A 17,588-nucleotide genomic window follows, 5' to 3' on the forward strand; every position below is an offset into this window, starting at 1 on the left:
GCAGGAAGCCCCACATTTCACTGACAAGGAAAAATAAATGAACGAAGATAATTCAGAATCACAAGACACTAGAGCAGACTTGATAGATCACCCGCTTGTTGGTCAATACGTGCGCAATATCAAATTCAATAGTTGGTATGCCGAGACGCCTGTTGGCAATCACAACTATCCGATTGACATAAGCGCCCCTGGTACAGCGCCGGCAGCTGCGCAAATCGACAGCATGGTCAAATTGCTTGAACACCTTCCTGACATCATTGTTTCTTCCAATTTGCCTGATGCCCCCACCGATGAATGGAGGAACAAGCACCCCGACTACCGGTTCGCCAGCGCACGAATTTCGCTTTTGTATTTGTACGAAGATGGCAGCTTTTATGTCTGTCTCGCTGCCTATCCTGAAGATGACTGGTCCCCTATATTTAAAATCTCTCCCGATTTCAAAGTTATCAAAGCTGATTGGTCTGTCTGAGGCACTCACTAAGGCGAATAATGTTTCAAGACTGGCTAACTATCTATAAGAAAACACGGGACTCTACCATCCTGAAATCCGACTGTATTTGCCCTGAATGTGGAGCCAATTCCATTGATCTTCAGTTTGTCGGGGATATCAGGGAAAGAATTGGATATCTTGATATGTGGTGCACAACTTGCCTGCGTGGCGTCCATATTTCCCGTGTTTTGATTCCAGAAGGGGAACCGATGATTTCATTTGACGACCCCATTTCAACAATGACAGATCGCATTCCAGATTTCAAGCAAATTACGCCATAGTCTGAGCCAGTAACCCACATTCAAACTCAAACCCGACAACCTGGTTTTACATCCCGGCAGTTCATCTCACCTGTATTAATCGACGACAGTGTTTGATTTATCGACGATGAAAGAATCGTCAGACAAGTGTATTCCCGGCTTCATGCCGGGTGCTGGTCAGGCGATCGTCTACGATGATGCCGCCAACGGCAAACCCGTAGCGGGTATCGCAGGGCAGTCCTGTTACGATAACTTGTGCCTCAATGGCGATTGCAAGAATTCAGGGATAAAGTAAACGATGCCACCATTCAAGGCCGCACCCTCATGGAACTTGCTGATGACATTTTGCGCGCAGAAGCAATAAACACCATACTGGAAGCAGCGTGCGCATTTCGAGCGCCTGGTACGGTGCTGAGACTCAAAAAGAAAGGGATATAATTGGCGCTCGCCAGGGCGACCTGGCGCCGGGTCCAGACGTGATCATGCTACATTACCGCAATCAACCGCACCCGCACTGCCGCCTGCTCTGCTTCTGCGCAGCGGTTGATCAGGTAGCGTACTTCGTCGATGAGGTCTTCGTCATCGTCTTCATCGACCATGGCCTGTTCCAGTGATTGCAGGGTGATCAGCAGGTCGGCGGGGTTGACCCATTTGGCATTTTCTTCCAGCCAGCTTTCGTCAAGCTCTTCTTCGCTCATGTTGAATTCGACGTCGGAATAATCGACGAATTCACTCAGGGGCTGGACTTGCAGTTCTGTGCATTGTTCGTCGATGTCGTCGAGCTCTTCAAGCAAAAAACCGAGGTCATCGGGGGCGTAGTCTTCGGGGTCGTTGTCGAGTTTGATCCATAACACCATGCTCATGATGGAGACTCCTTTGATGATTCATTGCTGGATGAAGTTTTTAATGCTGATTGAGAAAATGGTCTGTGTTATTCATGCCGACGACGCTGACGTCATGGCGCTGCGCGCTCGCCAGCACGGCGATGACTTGCTGGTAGGTGGTGAAAGGGCTGACATTGAGGTGCAGGTCCGGTTTGGGTTTACCTTGCCGAACCATCGCGCTGAAATAGCTGTCCAGCTCACTGTACGTGATGGCATGGCCATTCCAATGCAGCCGCCCGTCGAAGTCCATCTTCAGGTTGACGACATCCGGTATCTGCCCGATACCAAAACCGCCGCAAATTGGCATGCCGTATTCAATGATGTCATGCCTGGGTGGCAGGCAGATGACGAATAACATGATCAGGGCCAACAGCACGCCTATCATGGCGGTGTTGTCGAGGTTCAGCACGAGGGCGGGTTCATCATCGGCCCGGCTGGTGAATGTCGTTGAAGGATGGTGCGGGCAGGTTGTCATAAAGCAGGCATTCAGGCAGATGTAGGTGTATTGCAGGCCGTATTCGTGTTATGAGCAGACTAGTGCAAGGGCGGGGTTTGCGCAAGCTGCCGTCGATACTTTTGCGTATGCTTTCCTGGGCAACATATAATTGGATTTTGCCACTCGCTGACAAGATTTAAGTCTATGAATGTCGACTACCAACAGCAATTTGCAGAGCATCTTCGTGACCTGAAAGATGGCATGGCACACGCTGGTGATGTCGCTCACCGCATTGCTCACATCATTGCTGAGAGTGGCGACCCGCGCTTTTATCATGCGGCACCTGTTGAAGTACAGCAATTCATACAAGACGAGATCACCCGCTTCCAGAAAACGGCTTATGCAGAACAGGCGATTGCGCATACGGCGGACTACGTTGACAATACTGTCAGCATGCAAAAGTTGCTGGCCTGCATGGACGCGTCCGGCTTGATCCACAATCATGTCAGCCTGATCAGCAAACCCGCCATCGCAGGGCTGGAACATGTTGCCGACAGCGACGAATTGGCCCGCTTGCTGGACCATGACAAGCGCCTGCTTGACTGTACCGTCGTGTCATTCGCCATGCAATGTACAGATCAAACCATGCCGTATACCGGGCAGGAGCTGACATTCACCGTACTGATACAGCATCTGGAAAGGCGCTGGAGGGGCGATAGATTATTCCGTAAAGTCGTACGTCGGCAGTGGCTGGCGCATTTCAAACTGGATGGCGTTGTACTGAGTAACGCCAGCTATGCGTTTGATTCCAGCGAACCGCTGGTAAGCATGCTTGCCCTGCCGGGCAGACACCGCCTGCGCTATGCGCTGGAATTTCGTTCGGTACTTGGCGGCCAGATGGGGTTTGCCGGTAGTTGCACGGGAATAAGATTATGCAGCCTCGCTGAAATGCCCCTGCATGATGAGGCAGCATAGAGTCCAACAATCAGCAGGCAAAAAAATACCGCGGAGGGGGATAACCGCGGTAGAAAACACCTTAGGAGACATATGTCCAAGATAGGATAATCGGCAAATGTTACAAGGTAGTGACCCTCACATTTTACAATCCGTCACAAGTCGTCTCTTTTTGATACCTCAATGCGTCAATTTAGCAATGATCCAGCCCCTGACGTTCAGGCCGCGCGGGGATGGCCCGGGTGGGGGATGCCGAGTTCCTTCAGTTTTTCTGTGCGGATGTGGTAAGGGCAGCCGCCCAGCCAGGTGTCTTCTTCGGGATGGGGGAACTTGCCGGCAACAAAGTCGACAAAGCGCCTGACCTTGGCCGACAGCTGGCGGCGGCTGGGGTAGACCATGGAGATCGATACCGCGCCAAAGCAGTGCTCGGGGAAGAGCCTGACCAGCCGGCCTTCTTTGAGGTCATCGCCAAGCTGGAAGGAGGTGCGCAGCACCAGGCCCATGCCGGCCAGCGCGCATTCACGCAGGACGTCGGCATTATTGCTGAAAATCTGGCTCTGGATGGGGATGTGACGGTAAGAATCGCGCCCTACGCGTTTGTCAAACACCATCCAGTGATCGCGCAGGAATTCATAGCTGAAATTGAGGCAGCGGTGGTTGGACACATCATCAGGCGACTTGGGCGCACCATGCTGACGCAGGTAGTCGGGCGAGGCGCACAGCAGCACTTCGGACGTGGCCAGCTTGCGCGAGATCATGCTGGCGTCGACCTTTTGCAGGTCGAGGTAAAAGCCGACGTCGATGCCCTCTTCCACCAGGTCCACGTGGTGGTCGGTGATTTTGATGTCAAGCACGACATCGGGGTATTCTTTGACAAATTCGGGCAGTAAGGGTGCCAGTTGCGCTTTTCCGAAATGTGGAACAGAATAAATACGCAAGGTGCCGCTGGGCTTTTTGGCTGCATAAGAGGCAATGGCATCGGCGTCATCGATGTCCGCCAGAATATTGCGCACCCGCTCCAGGTAGACCTGGCCCGTGTCCGTCAGTGACAATTTACGGGTAGAACGGTTCAAAAGGCGCGTCCCCAGATGGCTCTCAAGATCAGCCATATAGCGGGTGACAACGGCATTCGACATGTCCAGCGCCATGGCGGCCCGGGCAAAGTTGCCCAGCTCGACGACCTTGGAAAATATCCGCATTGATTGCAATCTGTCCATTTTCAAGCCCCCTATTGTTCCTGATTCAGCAATGGTGTATTCCCAATTCTATACTTTTTTGTTGAAACGGGAACGACTACACTTGCTTCATCGGTGCAGTGCAACAAAAAAACACCCGCACCGAGCCGCTGACGACGGATTGTTTCAGTTGTTATCGGAAGTGAATTTTCACTTCTCATGACAATTGAACAAGACCAGTCGAGACGGCTTAAGCTGAAATCAAACCGAAACTTTATTATTGATTGGAATCATCATGAATGCGAAACAACTCTTTTTGGCTACTTCCCTGATCGCTTTGACAAGCACAGCCGCTTTTGCAGCCGACACCACCCCAGCCCCAAAAACCCGTGCCGAAGTATTGGCAGAATTGCAAGAAGCCCGCGCCAATGGCGAAGAAATCGGCATGGAAGGCTATTCCTGGTACCCAGCCCAGAAAGCTGCCCTGGTGAAAGCCAATGCAGAAACACGTCTGGCAGCAGAAAAAGCCAACGCTGAAAAAGTCGCCGCCAAAGCACAAAAAACCCAGCAAAACTAAGCTGTCACAGTGTTGCCAGGTCAAGATGCGTTGACCAGGCTTGACAGCAAGCAATACAGATAGCAGGACCCCAGGATCTGATCAGGATCATTGATGCACCTTGATGCATCCCGCGCAAGACGCGACAACACCCCGCACGGCAACACTGTGCGGGGTGTTTTGTTTTATTCGTCTGACACTCCCACCTGCTGCCAACCCACCGCCAACTTGCTGCCAAGCAGCCCCCCTATTGCCAGGTCATGACATCGTCTCTCACAGCAGCTTGCTGCGCAGCATCGGCCACAGCATGGCAAAGAGGCGAAAACGCACACGTAATATTAAAACATTGTTAAATTTGAATAACTAATTTACAAGCAAAATTTGCAATGCTATTATTTCCATAACATTCATCGCCAGGAACGAAGTCATACCCAGCCTTGCTTATCGCGTTTAGCCGGCCCCGTGTATTGCTCTCTTTTCCTCAAACATGAATGGTCAGAAGTTGTACAGAGTTACCCCTGCTTTCAATTCAATAAACACGCTGCAAAAACCTGTGCATGTGCCGGTCACAAAAAAGACCGGCACACGCGCATAAGAAGACTGGTTTTATGTTGTAAGAACCTCGTCTGCACTTCGACATCCACATCGGGGGCAGATAAAGAAGTCAGATCCGGGAACAAATCGATGACCAACTCCCCGATGCGCAAACATCGGGACATTACTGATGAGGAAATAATGAAAAATTCTGCCCGCTCCACTCAACTCGGTTTCAGCACCATGATAGGCTTGTCATTGGCGCTGGCGGCTCCGGCCATCTATGCGCAATCAGCGTCGGCATCTGCGTCGGCTTCCGCCGCCGCGAGCTGTCCGACAAAAGACTGGGCGAGCAAAGTCTTGCCTACATTCAGCCAGCCCAAGGCCCTGGTACCGGTCAAGGCACCACAGTCGTTCTGTGAGTTTCACCAGACCACCTATGAAAGCTTTGTGTGGGCCACAACGATGATCAACGGCGTGCCGCGCTTTTTGACCCTGAAAACCTCGGATGAATTGCTCACTCCTCTCCCCAAAGCCAAAAAAGCGAATGGAATAACGCTGAACCTGGCCAGCCGCAATCACAAGCCATCGGCAGGACAAAGCGAGGGCGCCGGTGCGATCGTGGAAGCAGATGGCAATATGCTGGTCGGTCCTAACGGTTATCCGATTTATGCCTCGGTGCATATGAATGACTCGTATTTCAAGACGGCGCAAAATAATCTGATCGCCAATGGCGGCTATCAAAAGAACACCGATAACTTCAAGGTCGGTGCAGCGGTCTTTAAAGCCACCTGGTTACGTCTGGGCAATGGCGTGAGCGCGCCTGCGGGCAGTTTCGTTACAACGGCCAATGTGCCTGTGCTGGTTAATAACAATGGCGTAGTGCAGCCGAACGGTGAGCAGACGACACAGGTGCAAGTGGCCTTGCTGGGTCTGCATGTGGTTGAATTGACGAAGGAACATCCAGAGTTCTTGTGGGGCACTTTTGAGCAGAAGTTGAATGCCCCCATGCTGCCTGATGGTACATTCAACCCCGCCAACAGCAACCCGAATAATTTTACCTTGTACACCGCCAATACCTTGTACGGGCAATCCAACATTCCAAGCCTGTCCAATTCATCGGCGCCACAAAATAGCGGTACTTTCAATGCGACCACACAGACTTTCTCCCCTATAGTGAATGTCGTGCAGAACAATGCCACAGGCGGTGACACGTCAGGTACTGTCCCTATCGTCAACAGTGCAGGCCAGCAATACCTGACTTCGCAAAAATCTGTCTTTGCCAACTATGTGATGATAGGCACGGTCTGGTTCGCACCTAACGCCTTTGTCATGCCGGCAGCCACCAGCATGGGTGCAGCACAGGGGGTAGGCTCGGTCAATCTGGCCAACAGTACGGCAGAAACATTTGCCCAGGCGCCGCAAAACATGTTCGGGCAACCTGTCAACAACTGCTTCTCCTGCCACAATACGAATTCTTATACTTTCAATAAACCTGCCCTGTCCGCGCGCCTGGTCGCCACCAGCCACACCCTGGCGCAAGGTGCTCCGACCTATGCCGTACCGAACCAGGTGCTGGTGCCATTGCCATCTCCTTCGTCAGCGTCAGCATCAGCGTCAGCATCAACGCCAGCGCCGAAGAAATAGATAGCCTGCGACAACCCGCATCTTCGTCCCGTGTCATGGCGGAGGTGCGGACGCACTTGCCTTCATACAGGCGAGGGTAGCTCACTTGCCATGACCTGCATAGATTTCACCCAGCATGTCGGCAAATGGAGCAAAACCTTGCCTGCAATTTGTGTCCAACTTCTGTTTCAAAAGAGCATGCCATGAATCTTGAAGCCAGCACTCAATTGCCTACTGACTTTGGCCAGTTCCTGGTCAGGGTCTATCGCAACAAGCAGGGCCAGGAAGTCACGGCCATCTGTTCTGGCGCGCTTGCCGGTTGCAGCAATGTGCCGGTCAGGGTGCATTCCGCCTGTTTCACTGCCGAAGCACTGGGTTCCCTGAAGTGCGACTGCAAGCAGCAACTCGATTTTGCACTCTCATATATAGGCAAGCACCACGGCGTGGTGCTCTACCTGCCGCAAGAAGGACGTGGCATAGGCTTGAGCAATAAAATCCGCGCCTATGCCCTGCAGGAAAAAGGCTATGACACCATCGAGGCCAACCGCATGCTCAATCTGCCGGTGGACTCTCGCACCTATGAAGACGCCCGTGATATTTTGTCCGATCTTCAGGTCAACTCCATCTGCCTGCTCACCAACAACCCCGCCAAACTGCAAAACCTGGAAGACCTCGGCGTGCAGGTCGCCGGGAGAATACCCGTACCCAGCGCACCCAATGGATTTTCGGCTGCCTATCTCGATACCAAGCAACAGCAGATGGGGCATTTGATCAAGGTCAACAACGTGCACAACGTCAAGCCGGAGCAAAGCACAGCCAGGCAGAAAACCGTCCAGACCCCGCGCCCCTTCATTCACGTCAATTTTGCCATCGACAGCGAGGCAAGCACCGTCAACACCACAGGGGCAGGCGCCAGCCTGTCGTGTGAAGCAGACTGGCGACGGGTCCATGAGCTGCGCGAAAAATATACCGCTATTGCAGTTGGTGCCAATACCTGGCGACTCGATACGCCACGCCTGACGGTAAGAGCGGACGTATTGGGACGAAAACCGCTGCGCCAGCCGGCCAGGGTTATTTTCTCCGGCCATCAGGAATGCCAGTTCAAGCTGGACCTGAGCGAGCGCCAGAGTATCCTGATCGGTCAGTGTGAGCATACGCCGGCCACAACACAGACCTTCATCTATTGCCCGGACCATGAGCTGGCCTCACCTTTGTCTGAGCTCAAAGAACTCCGGATAGATTCCATGCTGGTTGAGGGCGGCCTCACCTTGATTGACTCTTTTATCCGCCAGCAAATGGTCGACCTGCTGACCATTTATGTACGCACACCCTGCATTGCCACGGCCACCAACGCGGCGATCAAGGCTATTCCGGAACTGGACGCCGACCTGATCGAAGCACGCAAGTACGGTCAGGGAACCCTGTTGTCGGTTGCCTTTACCGAATCTGTTCACCACGAATTGCACTATGGGATGGTCTCATGAAGAATGTCGTCTTTGCTGTCATCAACCCTGCCGCCGGGCAGGAAGAACTGAATAAATTACGCGAGTTCACCATCAGCTGGTCGCGTTATGGTTACCATGGCGACCTGATAGAAGCAGCGACCATTGACCATGCACTCGTACGGGCAGCGCAAACACCGGCCGCCTATTGCCTGCTGCAAGGCATAGGCCATGTGATCGATGAGCAATGGTATCTGTCGCACTGGCAAAAAGAAGGTTTTTATCGCGGCATGCGCCGCCTGATGGACAAGGGGGATTTTCTGGTGGCCGGTGAATGGTTCGGCAGTGAATCGGCCTGCCTGGGTTTGCAGACTGACTGCCTGCTGGTGAACCTGGACCAATACCGCAAGCTGGGCCTGCCCCGTTTTGGTGAAGCGGATTTCCAGGTCCGGCAATTGCCGACAACGACATTGCCGCCAGAAGAAGACTTGACGTCTTCCCATACCGGGCTGCATGACGTCATGACGAATGTCGCTGGCTGGCATTTCATTGCGACAAGCCTGCAACATCACTTGCCTGTTCGCCGCTTCGGTAACGCCATCAACAATTGCCGCTTCAATCTGGCGGGTGACGTGCAGACAAGTGAATTCCACAAGCTTGTCGGCCAGCCCATCAACAAACTGGAACAACTGGATCGATTGCTACCGGCCCAGCGCACTTTCATCAGCCGCATACAAAAACAGCTGGCCGACGCCAAGCGCGGTGTTTTTCTCTTCAACATCGAGTCTTATGATGATCTGCAAAACGGGGCTGTAAACCGGCCGCCTCTGGATGCCGTCTTCAGTGTCGCCGCCGGCTTCAAGCCTTATAAAATTTTGCAGACCCAGGGCTTTCATGCCGACACCAAGGTCATCCTGTTTGACTACAGCCTCAAGGCGCTGGAAGTCAGGCGCTATATTGTTGAACATTGGGATGGTGTTGACTTCCCCCGCTTCATCCGCCGGATATTCACGGAATTCCCGCACCCCGAAGCTTTCTATCAGCTATGGCATGACACAACGCCAGACAATATCGACTGGCATGACGTCGACATGCTATGGCAGCAGGAGCTGGACAAATGGGGCGGCGCGCAGAACTTTCAGCAGCACTGGCAAGCCTGCCGCAAGCTGCCGCACCAATATCTGCATTGTGACCTGCTACAGGGACGGCAAGAGTTGCTTGATGCACTGTCCCTGTACCAGAACGCTTATATCTGGTGGAGCAATGCGTTCTTTACCATCTACAGCCACTGGCACTACAGCGCAGACGAGCGCAAGCAGCAGTACCTGGCCTGGGTGGAAGAGCTGGCAAAAGCCGCGCCTGACTGCCAGGTCAACGGGGCGGACCATCACAATGTCGCCGTCAACGGCCTGACAGCTGCCGCCTATGAAAAACAGTTTGTCCGCCATCCGGAGGATGAGCTTGCGCCGCAACGTCTGCACACCGTTGATATTCGTTTCTGAAAGGGAAAATCATGTCAGACCACACTTTTCAACGCCACAGGGGGCCAGTCACCTGTGCGGCTCAAATACCAAACAGCGACACCATCATCACCTCGGGTTACGACAGCGCCGTTGCCCTGTTTGACAAGCACAGCGGTGCAGTCAGGCTGCTCGGCTATCACCAGCATCTGGTCAATCGCGTCAGCGTTAATCAATCCGGCACACTGGCGGCGTCCTCTTCATCTGATTACAACATCTACATCTGGAACCTGAAATCAGGCCAGCTGGCCACGGTGCTCAAGGGGCATGATGACGATGTGGAAGATTTTGTCTTCATCAATGATGAACTGGGTGCTTCGGTGTCGCGCGACTGGCGCATCATCCTCTGGGACCTGAACTACGGCACAATCAGGCGCATCCTGCTCGGGCATCAAAAGGATGTGCTCTCCATCAGTTATTTTGACGGCCAGTTGTACACGACCGGTGACGACATGACGCTGCGCATCTGGGATATCCGCAGCGGTGCCGAGACGGCAAAAATCGGCCCCTTTGAAAACGAGACGGATACCTGCGCCATTGACGCCGTGAACAAACGCCTGGTGCTTGGCTGCGACGATGGCGTCGTCCGCGTCTATGACATCCACAGCAAGCAGATGCTGGCTGAAATCCCCGGCCACCAGTCAGCCATCAAGAAAGTGGCCGTCTCGCCGCTGACCGGCGACATTTTATCGGCCGCCTACGATCAGAACATCTTCATCTGGGATGCGCACAGTTTTGCCAAAAAACAAAAGCTGTCCAGCCATGCGGCCTTGTGGGAACGTTCGTTCAACTGGACTGTCGATGGCGAGCAGATCGTCGCCGGCACCTTCGACGGCACCGTCTTGCTGTGGGACGCACACAGCGGCGCATGCCTGACTGAGCTGGGGGTCGACAGCAAGGGTAACGCCTGCTTCAACGACATTGCCTCTCAGGGTGATGCGCAGCTGGTGCTGGTCAGTGACGATGGCTATGTCAGGGTCGGGGAACTCAGCGAAACGGCGGCCCGCTGGCAAACCCAGCAGGCGCCGCAACAGGGGCGGGTGCTGATGAATGCAGCGACATTCTGCTCCCTGACCAAACAGGTCATCACTGGCGCGCATAACCAGCACCTGCATATCTTCTCCAGTCAGTCGCAAGAACTGGCACAGAAGCTGGAAATTGCTCTGCATGAAGGGCCGATCAACTCCATCCGTACCTCCAGCCTGCCGGGGCACGAAGGCGAGATGTTTGTCGCCTGCTACAGCGGCAGCCTCGTGCACCTCGACGCCAGCGGCCAGGTGCTGAATAAAACTGCCCTGCATGACAATGCCATCAAGGCGCTGGCCCTGCACCCCAGCCTGCCCATCGGTGTCAGTTGCTGCGCAGGCGGGGGTTTGCGCAGCTGGGACTACACAGGCAAGGTATTGAAGCATTTTGCCGGGCATACCGCCATTGTCGACGGCGTGGACATCGACCCGAGCGGGCGCTTCATCGCCAGCGCCGGCCGCGACTTCACCCTGAAAATACATGGGCTTGATGATGGTGTGCTGTATCACTGCATACATCTGGGGCGGCGCTCACCCAAGTCGCTGTGCTTTGCCTCACCGGATGTTGTCATCGTCACCAACTACTGGGGGGAACTGCTGCGTGTGTCCCTGGCTGACGGCTCTGTCATTCGCCAGACCATCGCCAAAAACGGCATCAGCTCGATTACACGGCATGGCGAGCATTTCGCGGCGGCTTCGTATGATGGCGCGGTTTATCTGGTGGAAGAACAGGAGCTGCGCGTCCTCAACGTATTGCGCTCGATGACGCAACAGGTTGCCGCGCCTGCTTTTGTATGACTGCAATGAGCCGGGTTTCCATGAACCGCTTTGTCATCCTGGCCGCCCCCAGGAGCGGCAGCAACATGCTGTGCAGCATGCTGGACTCGCACCCGGACATCCTGTGCCACCATGAACTGTTCAACCCTGGCGGTATTTTTTATGCATTGCCGCTGCGTGACAGCCCTTTCCAGCTGGCGCGCAACATGCAGGAAAGGGATCAGCAACCCTTGCAGTTCCTGAGCAAAGCCTGGCAGCAGCATGCCGGCAAATCCTGCATCGGTTTCAAAATGACGTATCAGCAGAACCTGACTGTCTTCAATTCGGTGCTCGCTAACCCTGAGATCAAAAAAATCATCCTGCGGCGCAAGAACACGGTGAAAAGCTATGTCTCCAAGCTGATCGCTGAAAAAAGCGGAATATGGGAAGACTACGGCGAAGCCAGCCATGACAAGAGCCTGCAGGTAGAAGTTGATCTGCAACTCCTGCGGCAAGACATCGCCGCCAACCAGGACTATTACGCCCACATAGACCAGCGACTGGAACAGACACAGCAGCAGTGCCTGCACCTTGAATATGAACAGCTGGCAGACGATGCCTGCCAGCGCGAGATTCTCGCTTACCTGAACTGTGAAGACCTGCCCTTGCATGCACGCAGTCGCAAACAGAATCCAAACAACCTGGAGCAGCGAGTAAAAAACTACCGGCAGATTCTGGAGCAATGCGAGGATGAGGAAATTCTTGCCCAACTGACTGATCAGCAGGTCTGAGGTCAACATAAAAGGACAAGCTTGTGAGTATCTACCTGGAGCATGCCAACCTGACTGTCCCCGATATTGATCAGGCCATCGACTTTTTACAGGCGCTCGAACCTGGCTTCAGGGTCCGCCACGACCAGACCGAACAGCTGGCAAACGGCCAGCGGCGCTGGGTGCACGTCGGTAATGAAAACGTGTACATCGCCCTGCAACAGGCAGAGCCCGGCAGTCAGCCGCAGATGCCCAGGCGCACTTATGAAAATTACGGCATCAACCACCTGGGATGGGTGGTTGATGATCTTGATGCAGTCATGTCCCGTCTGAATCAGCGTGGCTACAAATTAAGCCTGCTGATCAGCAATGAGCCATTCCGCAGGCGTGCCTATTACCACGATGCCGCCGGATTTGAGTGGGAAATGATTCAATACCTCAGCGACAACAATGAAGAAAGAAATGCCTATGAATCTGCATGAATTATTCGATACCGGGATAGACCGGCCATTAAACAATGTCGATCATGTCGCGCTCAGCCATACCCAGTTGCGCATCCTGGGCGAACAGGGTACGGGTTCCTTTTACTTCCTCGACCTGGAAAAACTGCGTGACAACTACCACAGGCTGCGCCGCGCCTTCGTCAGTGTCTATGAAAACAGCCAGATCGCCTATTCCTTCAAAACCAATTACGCCCCCGTCATTGGTTCCAGATTGAAAGAACTGGGTTGCATGGCAGAAGTCGTGTCCGCCATGGAATACCACATTGCCACTGAAGTGCTTGGCTACGCGCCGGATAAGGTGGTCGTCAATGGTCCTGTCCATGAAGCGGATTTTGTAGAAAAAATATTGCTGGATGGCGCGCAATTCAATGCGGACGCCTGGTATCTGCTGGACATGACAGGCGAAATCTGCCGGCGCTATCCAGAGCGCCAGTTCCACATTGGCATACGTCTGACCTACCCTATCGCAGAAGGCGGGTTCTCGCGCTTTGGCATCCCCAGCGATGCCACGAACCTGCAACGCCTCAGGGAATGGCAGGCAGCACACCGCAATTGCCGCATTCGCGGCCTGCACAGTCACTTCTCCAATTCATCACGCAGCCTGGTTTCTTTTGCGGACAGGATAGCCGGGCTGCTGAAGGCAAGCGACATGCTGTTTCCAGAAGCACCGCCAGACTTTATCAATATCGGCGGCGGCTTCTTTGGTGAAATGCCGCAAAGCCTGGCCAGGCAATATGTCGAAACACCCGGCTTTGCTGCCTACGCGCAGCAGATCGGCCAGGCCATGCGCCAGCGGTTTGGTGCACGCAGCGACGTCACCCTGCTGCTGGAGCCTGGTACGGCGCTGATTGCCAATGCCATGGTTTTTGCCTGCAAGGTCCTTGAAGTAAAATATGCCGAAGGCAAGATCCTGGCGCTGGTCAACGGCAGTAACCACAACATCAATCATAAATGGGCAGGCGAAGCGCTGCCGGTACAACTGGTCAGCCAGCGCCCGCAGGCAGGCGGCGCAGAATTTGATGTCGTCGGCAATACCTGCATAGAAAAAGACATCATGCGCACCGGCGTACGCGGCCATGTCGCTGCCGGGGATTACCTGGTCTTTCAATACATGGGCGGTTATACCAATGTATTGAAGCAGCCTTTCATCCATCCCTGCCAGCCGATTTACTGCTGGGAGGACGGGCGCGTATTTGTCGGCAAACGGCAGGAGAATGTTAACGACATCCTGGCGACCTATGTCCTTTGAGGAGCTGGTTAAAACAGGACTTACGAAAAACCACATCACAGCCTGCAACTGACCGCACTGTCCAATTCGTCATACCCGCGCAGGCGGGTATCCATGCCTGATCGGCCGCGTACGCCTTACTGTCTGGATGGTTGATCAACGATGGATTCCCGCTAAAAGCACGCAAGAATGACAGGTGCATTGTGCTCATTGCGATGCAGGCACAGCCTATAACAGGATAGCAGGACACATGACAATGAAGCTTGATACGAACACAGACCTGCCGCAGAAATACTGCATTTCAACCATCACCTGTGACAGCTTTGCCATCGGCACCGAGGTATTGCTCTATAGCGTGTTGAAGCACAACCCCTGGTTTCGCGGTGACATCAATATCGTCATCGATGCATTGTCAGCGCAGAACAGAGAGCGCCTGCAAGCGATTTACCCTGTCCGTTTCATTCAGGCCAGCGCAGAGCTGATCAAAAAAGTGGACATATTGCGCCAGCATTTTGATTACCTGAAAGATATTCACTTACGCTTTTATTCGCTGGAATCCTTCAACCTGCCGCACTATGACAAGGTGGTTTATCTGGACAGCGACATGTATTGCGCCGGTGATATCAAGGACCTGTTTCTTTCTACCGCCCCGCTCCAGGCCTGCCTTGATGGATTTTCTTACGAAGAGCGCATCGCCCCTGTTGTCGCCAAAGCCGGCCTGAGCCTGCCCACCTCGCAAGAGCGTTATGGGAAAAATTTCGAGAATTCCTACAATGCAGGCGTCATCGCCATCACACCGGCAAAGCTCGTCAATTTTGATTTTCAGGCACTGTTAAGCATGCTCGACCATGATGCCTGGCGCAGTTATGGAGACTCAATTTTCACCGACCAGATGGTCATCAACCGGTATTTTGAAGGTACATTTGCAGCGCTGTCGAGTGAATATAACTACATGATCTTTCTCGGTGATTACCTGCATTTTGTGGATGGCATCAGCTGGCAGCAGGCAAAAATCATCCATTTCGCCGGCAAGATCAAGCCGTGGAATGACTATGACCAGCAGGCTTTGCTGCAAAAAGCCCCGCATTATTTTCCCTTCATCCACCAGTGGCGCGAGCTTCTGCACGAAGCCCGCAGCACCGACCTGGCCCGTGAGCAGGCACAACGTGTACTCAGGCAATATGAATGGATATGCTCCGGCGCTGATCATCAATTGCAAACACTGAGCCGACTTTATTGAAACCCCTATAGCAAAAACTCATGAAGATTTATTTCAGCCCTGATTGCCCCAAGTTACAGGATTATTCCATCGTCGCCATGATCCATTACCTGGGCTATACCGTCGTCAAAAGCGCAGAAGAAGAATTCGATTTTGCCTTCATGTGGCAAGACGCAACCAGGATCAATCCAGGCCCAGAGTTATTGCGCATCGCCAGTCACAAGCCCGTGCTCAATATGCGTTGTACCGACATCAGCAAACGCAAGGTAGACCAGATATGGAAAGAAGTCTGCGGCTATGGCAGTTTGATAGACCCCACCCAATATCACGGCAAGGCCTTGAAAAAGACGGATGAGAATGGCATGGGCCGCGGAGAAGTCATGGACTGCCCCATCCCTGTCGATGACCTTGAGGCAGACTGTGTCTATCAATCCTATATCGAGACCAGCGCCGTCGGCGCGCAACTGGAATATCGCCTCCCCTACATCCTGGGCAGCATGCCCTTGGTGTTCGAAGTCTTGAAAGATGACCCGGAAAGCGTGCCAGGGCGGCGCATCCGGTCGCAATACAAACGCTCCATCACCCCCAGGCCAAGCAGCGATATTTTTACTGCCAGCGAGCATGAACAGATCACTTTCTTTTGCCAGGACCTGGGCCTGGACATGGGTGAACTTGATATTCTGCGCTGCCGTCACAGCAAGCGCCTCTATATCATCGACGCCAATACGACGCCGACCTATTTCAACATGTTCAACCGTTACTGGAAAACAGAAGACAAGCGCATGGCCATCCACATGCTTGCACTATGCTGGGAGCAGCAACTATTGAAGATACTGGCGACATGACGGCAACTCAAAAGACACAGAAGATACTGCTGATCGCCCACAACATACCCCAGGTGTATGTCGCCCTGGCTGTGCTGCCTATACTTGCCAGGCAGTTTGCCGGTGCAGCAATAACCGTGCTGACACGGGCAAAGCATTTTCAGCAATTTCAACATGATGCCAGTGACGAGAACAGCAAACCACGTCTGATCAGCGTATGGCCTGCGCCCGGCGAAGTGGCAGGCTGCACCCTGCTGCTGGCCATCGGGCACAGTTATTTTTTCAGCGAAGAACTGCTGCACCAGTTCAAACAGGTGAGTTGCCCTGTTTATTGGATCAACGCGCATTTTGAACAAGCTGACCTGCTACGCTGGCGCCAGCACGGACTACCGGTCGCCGCCATGTTTGCCGGTATTTTTTATGACCACCAAGAAGACAAACCTGCCCTGCTGGAACTGGGCGTACCTGCTCAACACCTGCATTTTTCCGGCAACGCCAAATACGACTGTGCCGCCGCCAGCCCCTGGCAAATAGCGCAAGCAAAAAAAATACTGGATTCCATGCGTGCGGACGGGCATACCGCAAACCCTGTCACCCTGGTTGCCGCATCGCTTGCAGACATCAGCGAAATGGCGCTCATCGTTGGTGCTTACCAGACCTTGATACCCCACTACCCTGCCCTGCGCCTGGTGCTTGCGCCGAGGAGCCTGGATCACATCGGAGAATTTACCTCCTGGCTGAAACAGCATGATCTACCCTGCCGCCGCAGTTCTGCGCCACCCGGTTCCCCATGCGCCATCCTGCTGGTGGATGAAGTAGGCACACTCAAGGGCTATTACCATAGCGCCGCCATCGCCATCATGGGCCGCAGTTTTTTTTCGTCATCGCGCGGCGGATCAAACCTGCTGGAACCGGCTGAAGCTGGAATACCCATCATCTGCGGCCCATTCATGGACGGCTTCACATCCATCATGTCCTTTTTTTTGCAGCATGATGCGGTGCTTCAACTCCCTGCCCCGGAGCAATTGCCACACTGCCTGAATCAGCTGCTTGAAAATCCATTATTGTCAGCCGCCTACGGAGCCAGGGCAAAATCCTTGCTGCACACCCAAACCGGCGCACTGGCACTGACTGCCCGCAAACTGGCAGAGATGTGCGACCCGTCGCGTTTTCTTGCATTACCTTAAAGACTGTTGCAATATCGGGATCGCCCGACGTGCCCTGCCCTGGCTAACGCCATAAAAGCCCCCAGGAAAAGCTTGCCTGCTGAATTGGCAGACAATACGTTGGTATCGGGCTTTACATCAGGATGGTGCAGCAACACCAGACCGATTTAGCAACAGCGCCTATTGTAGAATTTCCTGAATTCAGTTTTCCCGCAACTTC

At 53.7% G+C, this 17,588-nt stretch carries 17 protein-coding genes; 14 read left to right on the top strand and 3 right to left on the bottom strand.

The window, feature by feature from the left end; all coding sequences use genetic code 11:
* The first annotated feature begins 37 nt into the window (after window positions 1–37).
* Together LZ463_RS25760 and LZ463_RS25765 are read left to right on the top strand one after the other, a co-directional pair.
* Complete coding sequence (locus tag LZ463_RS25760; RefSeq protein WP_241459183.1) at window positions 38–469, top strand: hypothetical protein; 432 nt, start codon at window positions 38–40, stop codon at window positions 467–469.
* A gap of 408 nt (window positions 470–877) precedes the next feature.
* Window positions 878–1,045: a hypothetical protein gene (locus LZ463_RS25765; protein ID WP_241459184.1), complete on the top strand. Its 168-nt coding sequence runs from the start codon at window positions 878–880 to the stop codon at window positions 1,043–1,045.
* 190 nt (window positions 1,046–1,235) lie between these two features.
* Here LZ463_RS25765 and LZ463_RS25770 read toward each other — a convergent pair whose 3' ends face one another.
* Together LZ463_RS25770 and LZ463_RS25775 are read right to left on the bottom strand one after the other, a co-directional pair.
* Window positions 1,236–1,613 carry a hypothetical protein gene (locus tag LZ463_RS25770; protein WP_241459185.1) on the bottom strand — a complete coding sequence of 126 codons (378 nt, stop codon included), beginning with the start codon at window positions 1,611–1,613 and terminating at the stop codon, window positions 1,236–1,238.
* A gap of 40 nt (window positions 1,614–1,653) precedes the next feature.
* A complete protein-coding gene (locus LZ463_RS25775) occupies window positions 1,654–2,109 on the bottom strand; it encodes an ExbD/TolR family protein (RefSeq protein ID WP_241459186.1) in 456 nt (151 codons plus the stop codon).
* A 165-nt stretch (window positions 2,110–2,274) separates the two neighbouring features.
* Here LZ463_RS25775 and LZ463_RS25780 point away from each other — a divergent pair, with 165 nt between their 5' ends.
* The gene (locus tag LZ463_RS25780) at window positions 2,275–3,045 is read left to right on the top strand and encodes a hypothetical protein (protein ID WP_241459187.1); all 771 of its coding nucleotides are present in this window, start codon (window positions 2,275–2,277) and stop codon (window positions 3,043–3,045) included.
* Between the two features lie 197 nt (window positions 3,046–3,242).
* Here the strand turns inward: LZ463_RS25780 and LZ463_RS25785 are convergent, their stop codons facing one another.
* Complete coding sequence (locus tag LZ463_RS25785; protein WP_241459188.1) at window positions 3,243–4,241, bottom strand: LysR family transcriptional regulator; 999 nt, start codon at window positions 4,239–4,241, stop codon at window positions 3,243–3,245.
* A 253-nt stretch (window positions 4,242–4,494) separates the two neighbouring features.
* Between LZ463_RS25785 and LZ463_RS25790 the strand changes: the two genes are divergently transcribed.
* The 11 genes from LZ463_RS25790 to LZ463_RS25840 all read left to right on the top strand — a co-directional run bounded on the left by LZ463_RS25790 (window position 4,495) and on the right by LZ463_RS25840 (window position 17,389).
* The gene (locus LZ463_RS25790; protein ID WP_241459189.1) at window positions 4,495–4,776 is read left to right on the top strand and encodes a DUF4148 domain-containing protein; all 282 of its coding nucleotides are present in this window, start codon (window positions 4,495–4,497) and stop codon (window positions 4,774–4,776) included.
* A 714-nt stretch (window positions 4,777–5,490) separates the two neighbouring features.
* The gene (locus LZ463_RS25795) at window positions 5,491–6,936 is read left to right on the top strand and encodes a hypothetical protein (RefSeq protein ID WP_241459190.1); all 1,446 of its coding nucleotides are present in this window, start codon (window positions 5,491–5,493) and stop codon (window positions 6,934–6,936) included.
* Window positions 6,937–7,118: 182 nt separating this feature from the next.
* On the top strand, window positions 7,119–8,399 hold the full coding sequence (ribA, locus tag LZ463_RS25800; RefSeq protein WP_241459191.1) for a GTP cyclohydrolase II RibA: 1,281 nt from the start codon (window positions 7,119–7,121) through the stop codon (window positions 8,397–8,399).
* The gene (locus tag LZ463_RS25805; protein ID WP_241459192.1) at window positions 8,396–9,859 is read left to right on the top strand and encodes a hypothetical protein; all 1,464 of its coding nucleotides are present in this window, start codon (window positions 8,396–8,398) and stop codon (window positions 9,857–9,859) included. The genes ribA and LZ463_RS25805 overlap by 4 nt, the downstream gene beginning before the upstream one ends.
* Before the next feature lie 11 nt (window positions 9,860–9,870).
* Window positions 9,871–11,700, top strand: a complete 1,830-nt coding sequence (locus LZ463_RS25810; RefSeq protein WP_241459193.1) for a WD40 repeat domain-containing protein — start codon at window positions 9,871–9,873, stop codon at window positions 11,698–11,700.
* Between the two features lie 20 nt (window positions 11,701–11,720).
* On the top strand, window positions 11,721–12,449 hold the full coding sequence (locus LZ463_RS25815) for a sulfotransferase (protein WP_241459194.1): 729 nt from the start codon (window positions 11,721–11,723) through the stop codon (window positions 12,447–12,449).
* A gap of 23 nt (window positions 12,450–12,472) precedes the next feature.
* Window positions 12,473–12,910 carry a VOC family protein gene (locus LZ463_RS25820; RefSeq protein WP_241459195.1) on the top strand — a complete coding sequence of 146 codons (438 nt, stop codon included), beginning with the start codon at window positions 12,473–12,475 and terminating at the stop codon, window positions 12,908–12,910.
* Complete coding sequence (locus tag LZ463_RS25825) at window positions 12,891–14,180, top strand: type III PLP-dependent enzyme domain-containing protein (protein WP_241459196.1); 1,290 nt, start codon at window positions 12,891–12,893, stop codon at window positions 14,178–14,180. The genes LZ463_RS25820 and LZ463_RS25825 overlap by 20 nt, the downstream gene beginning before the upstream one ends.
* 229 nt (window positions 14,181–14,409) lie before the next feature.
* On the top strand, window positions 14,410–15,399 hold the full coding sequence (locus LZ463_RS25830; RefSeq protein ID WP_241459197.1) for a glycosyltransferase family 8 protein: 990 nt from the start codon (window positions 14,410–14,412) through the stop codon (window positions 15,397–15,399).
* A 20-nt stretch (window positions 15,400–15,419) separates the two neighbouring features.
* The gene (locus LZ463_RS25835; RefSeq protein WP_241459198.1) at window positions 15,420–16,223 is read left to right on the top strand and encodes a hypothetical protein; all 804 of its coding nucleotides are present in this window, start codon (window positions 15,420–15,422) and stop codon (window positions 16,221–16,223) included.
* On the top strand, window positions 16,220–17,389 hold the full coding sequence (locus LZ463_RS25840) for a 3-deoxy-D-manno-octulosonic acid transferase (RefSeq protein ID WP_241459199.1): 1,170 nt from the start codon (window positions 16,220–16,222) through the stop codon (window positions 17,387–17,389). Before LZ463_RS25835 ends, LZ463_RS25840 begins: the two co-directional genes overlap by 4 nt.
* Window positions 17,390–17,588 lie beyond the last annotated feature (199 nt).

It is taken from the genome of Undibacterium paludis, from assembly GCF_022568815.1.
In the GTDB taxonomy this organism is placed as follows: domain Bacteria; phylum Pseudomonadota; class Gammaproteobacteria; order Burkholderiales; family Burkholderiaceae_D; genus Undibacterium.

Excerpts from the sequence above, each read along its gene's own strand:
- LZ463_RS25760 (WP_241459183.1), top strand. The coding sequence starts at position 38 with ATGAACGAAGATAATTCAGAATCACAAGACACTAGAGCAGACTTGATA.
- LZ463_RS25765 (WP_241459184.1), top strand. The coding sequence starts at position 878 with ATGAAAGAATCGTCAGACAAGTGTATTCCCGGCTTCATGCCGGGTGCT.
- LZ463_RS25770 (WP_241459185.1), bottom strand. The coding sequence starts at position 1,613 with ATGAGCATGGTGTTATGGATCAAACTCGACAACGACCCCGAAGACTAC.
- LZ463_RS25775 (WP_241459186.1), bottom strand. The coding sequence starts at position 2,109 with ATGACAACCTGCCCGCACCATCCTTCAACGACATTCACCAGCCGGGCC.
- LZ463_RS25780 (WP_241459187.1), top strand. The coding sequence starts at position 2,275 with ATGAATGTCGACTACCAACAGCAATTTGCAGAGCATCTTCGTGACCTG.
- LZ463_RS25785 (WP_241459188.1), bottom strand. The coding sequence starts at position 4,241 with ATGGACAGATTGCAATCAATGCGGATATTTTCCAAGGTCGTCGAGCTG.
- LZ463_RS25790 (WP_241459189.1), top strand. The coding sequence starts at position 4,495 with ATGAATGCGAAACAACTCTTTTTGGCTACTTCCCTGATCGCTTTGACA.
- LZ463_RS25795 (WP_241459190.1), top strand. The coding sequence starts at position 5,491 with ATGAAAAATTCTGCCCGCTCCACTCAACTCGGTTTCAGCACCATGATA.
- ribA (WP_241459191.1), top strand. The coding sequence starts at position 7,119 with ATGAATCTTGAAGCCAGCACTCAATTGCCTACTGACTTTGGCCAGTTC.
- LZ463_RS25805 (WP_241459192.1), top strand. The coding sequence starts at position 8,396 with ATGAAGAATGTCGTCTTTGCTGTCATCAACCCTGCCGCCGGGCAGGAA.
- LZ463_RS25810 (WP_241459193.1), top strand. The coding sequence starts at position 9,871 with ATGTCAGACCACACTTTTCAACGCCACAGGGGGCCAGTCACCTGTGCG.
- LZ463_RS25815 (WP_241459194.1), top strand. The coding sequence starts at position 11,721 with ATGAACCGCTTTGTCATCCTGGCCGCCCCCAGGAGCGGCAGCAACATG.
- LZ463_RS25825 (WP_241459196.1), top strand. The coding sequence starts at position 12,891 with ATGCCTATGAATCTGCATGAATTATTCGATACCGGGATAGACCGGCCA.
- LZ463_RS25830 (WP_241459197.1), top strand. The coding sequence starts at position 14,410 with ATGACAATGAAGCTTGATACGAACACAGACCTGCCGCAGAAATACTGC.
- LZ463_RS25835 (WP_241459198.1), top strand. The coding sequence starts at position 15,420 with ATGAAGATTTATTTCAGCCCTGATTGCCCCAAGTTACAGGATTATTCC.
- LZ463_RS25840 (WP_241459199.1), top strand. The coding sequence starts at position 16,220 with ATGACGGCAACTCAAAAGACACAGAAGATACTGCTGATCGCCCACAAC.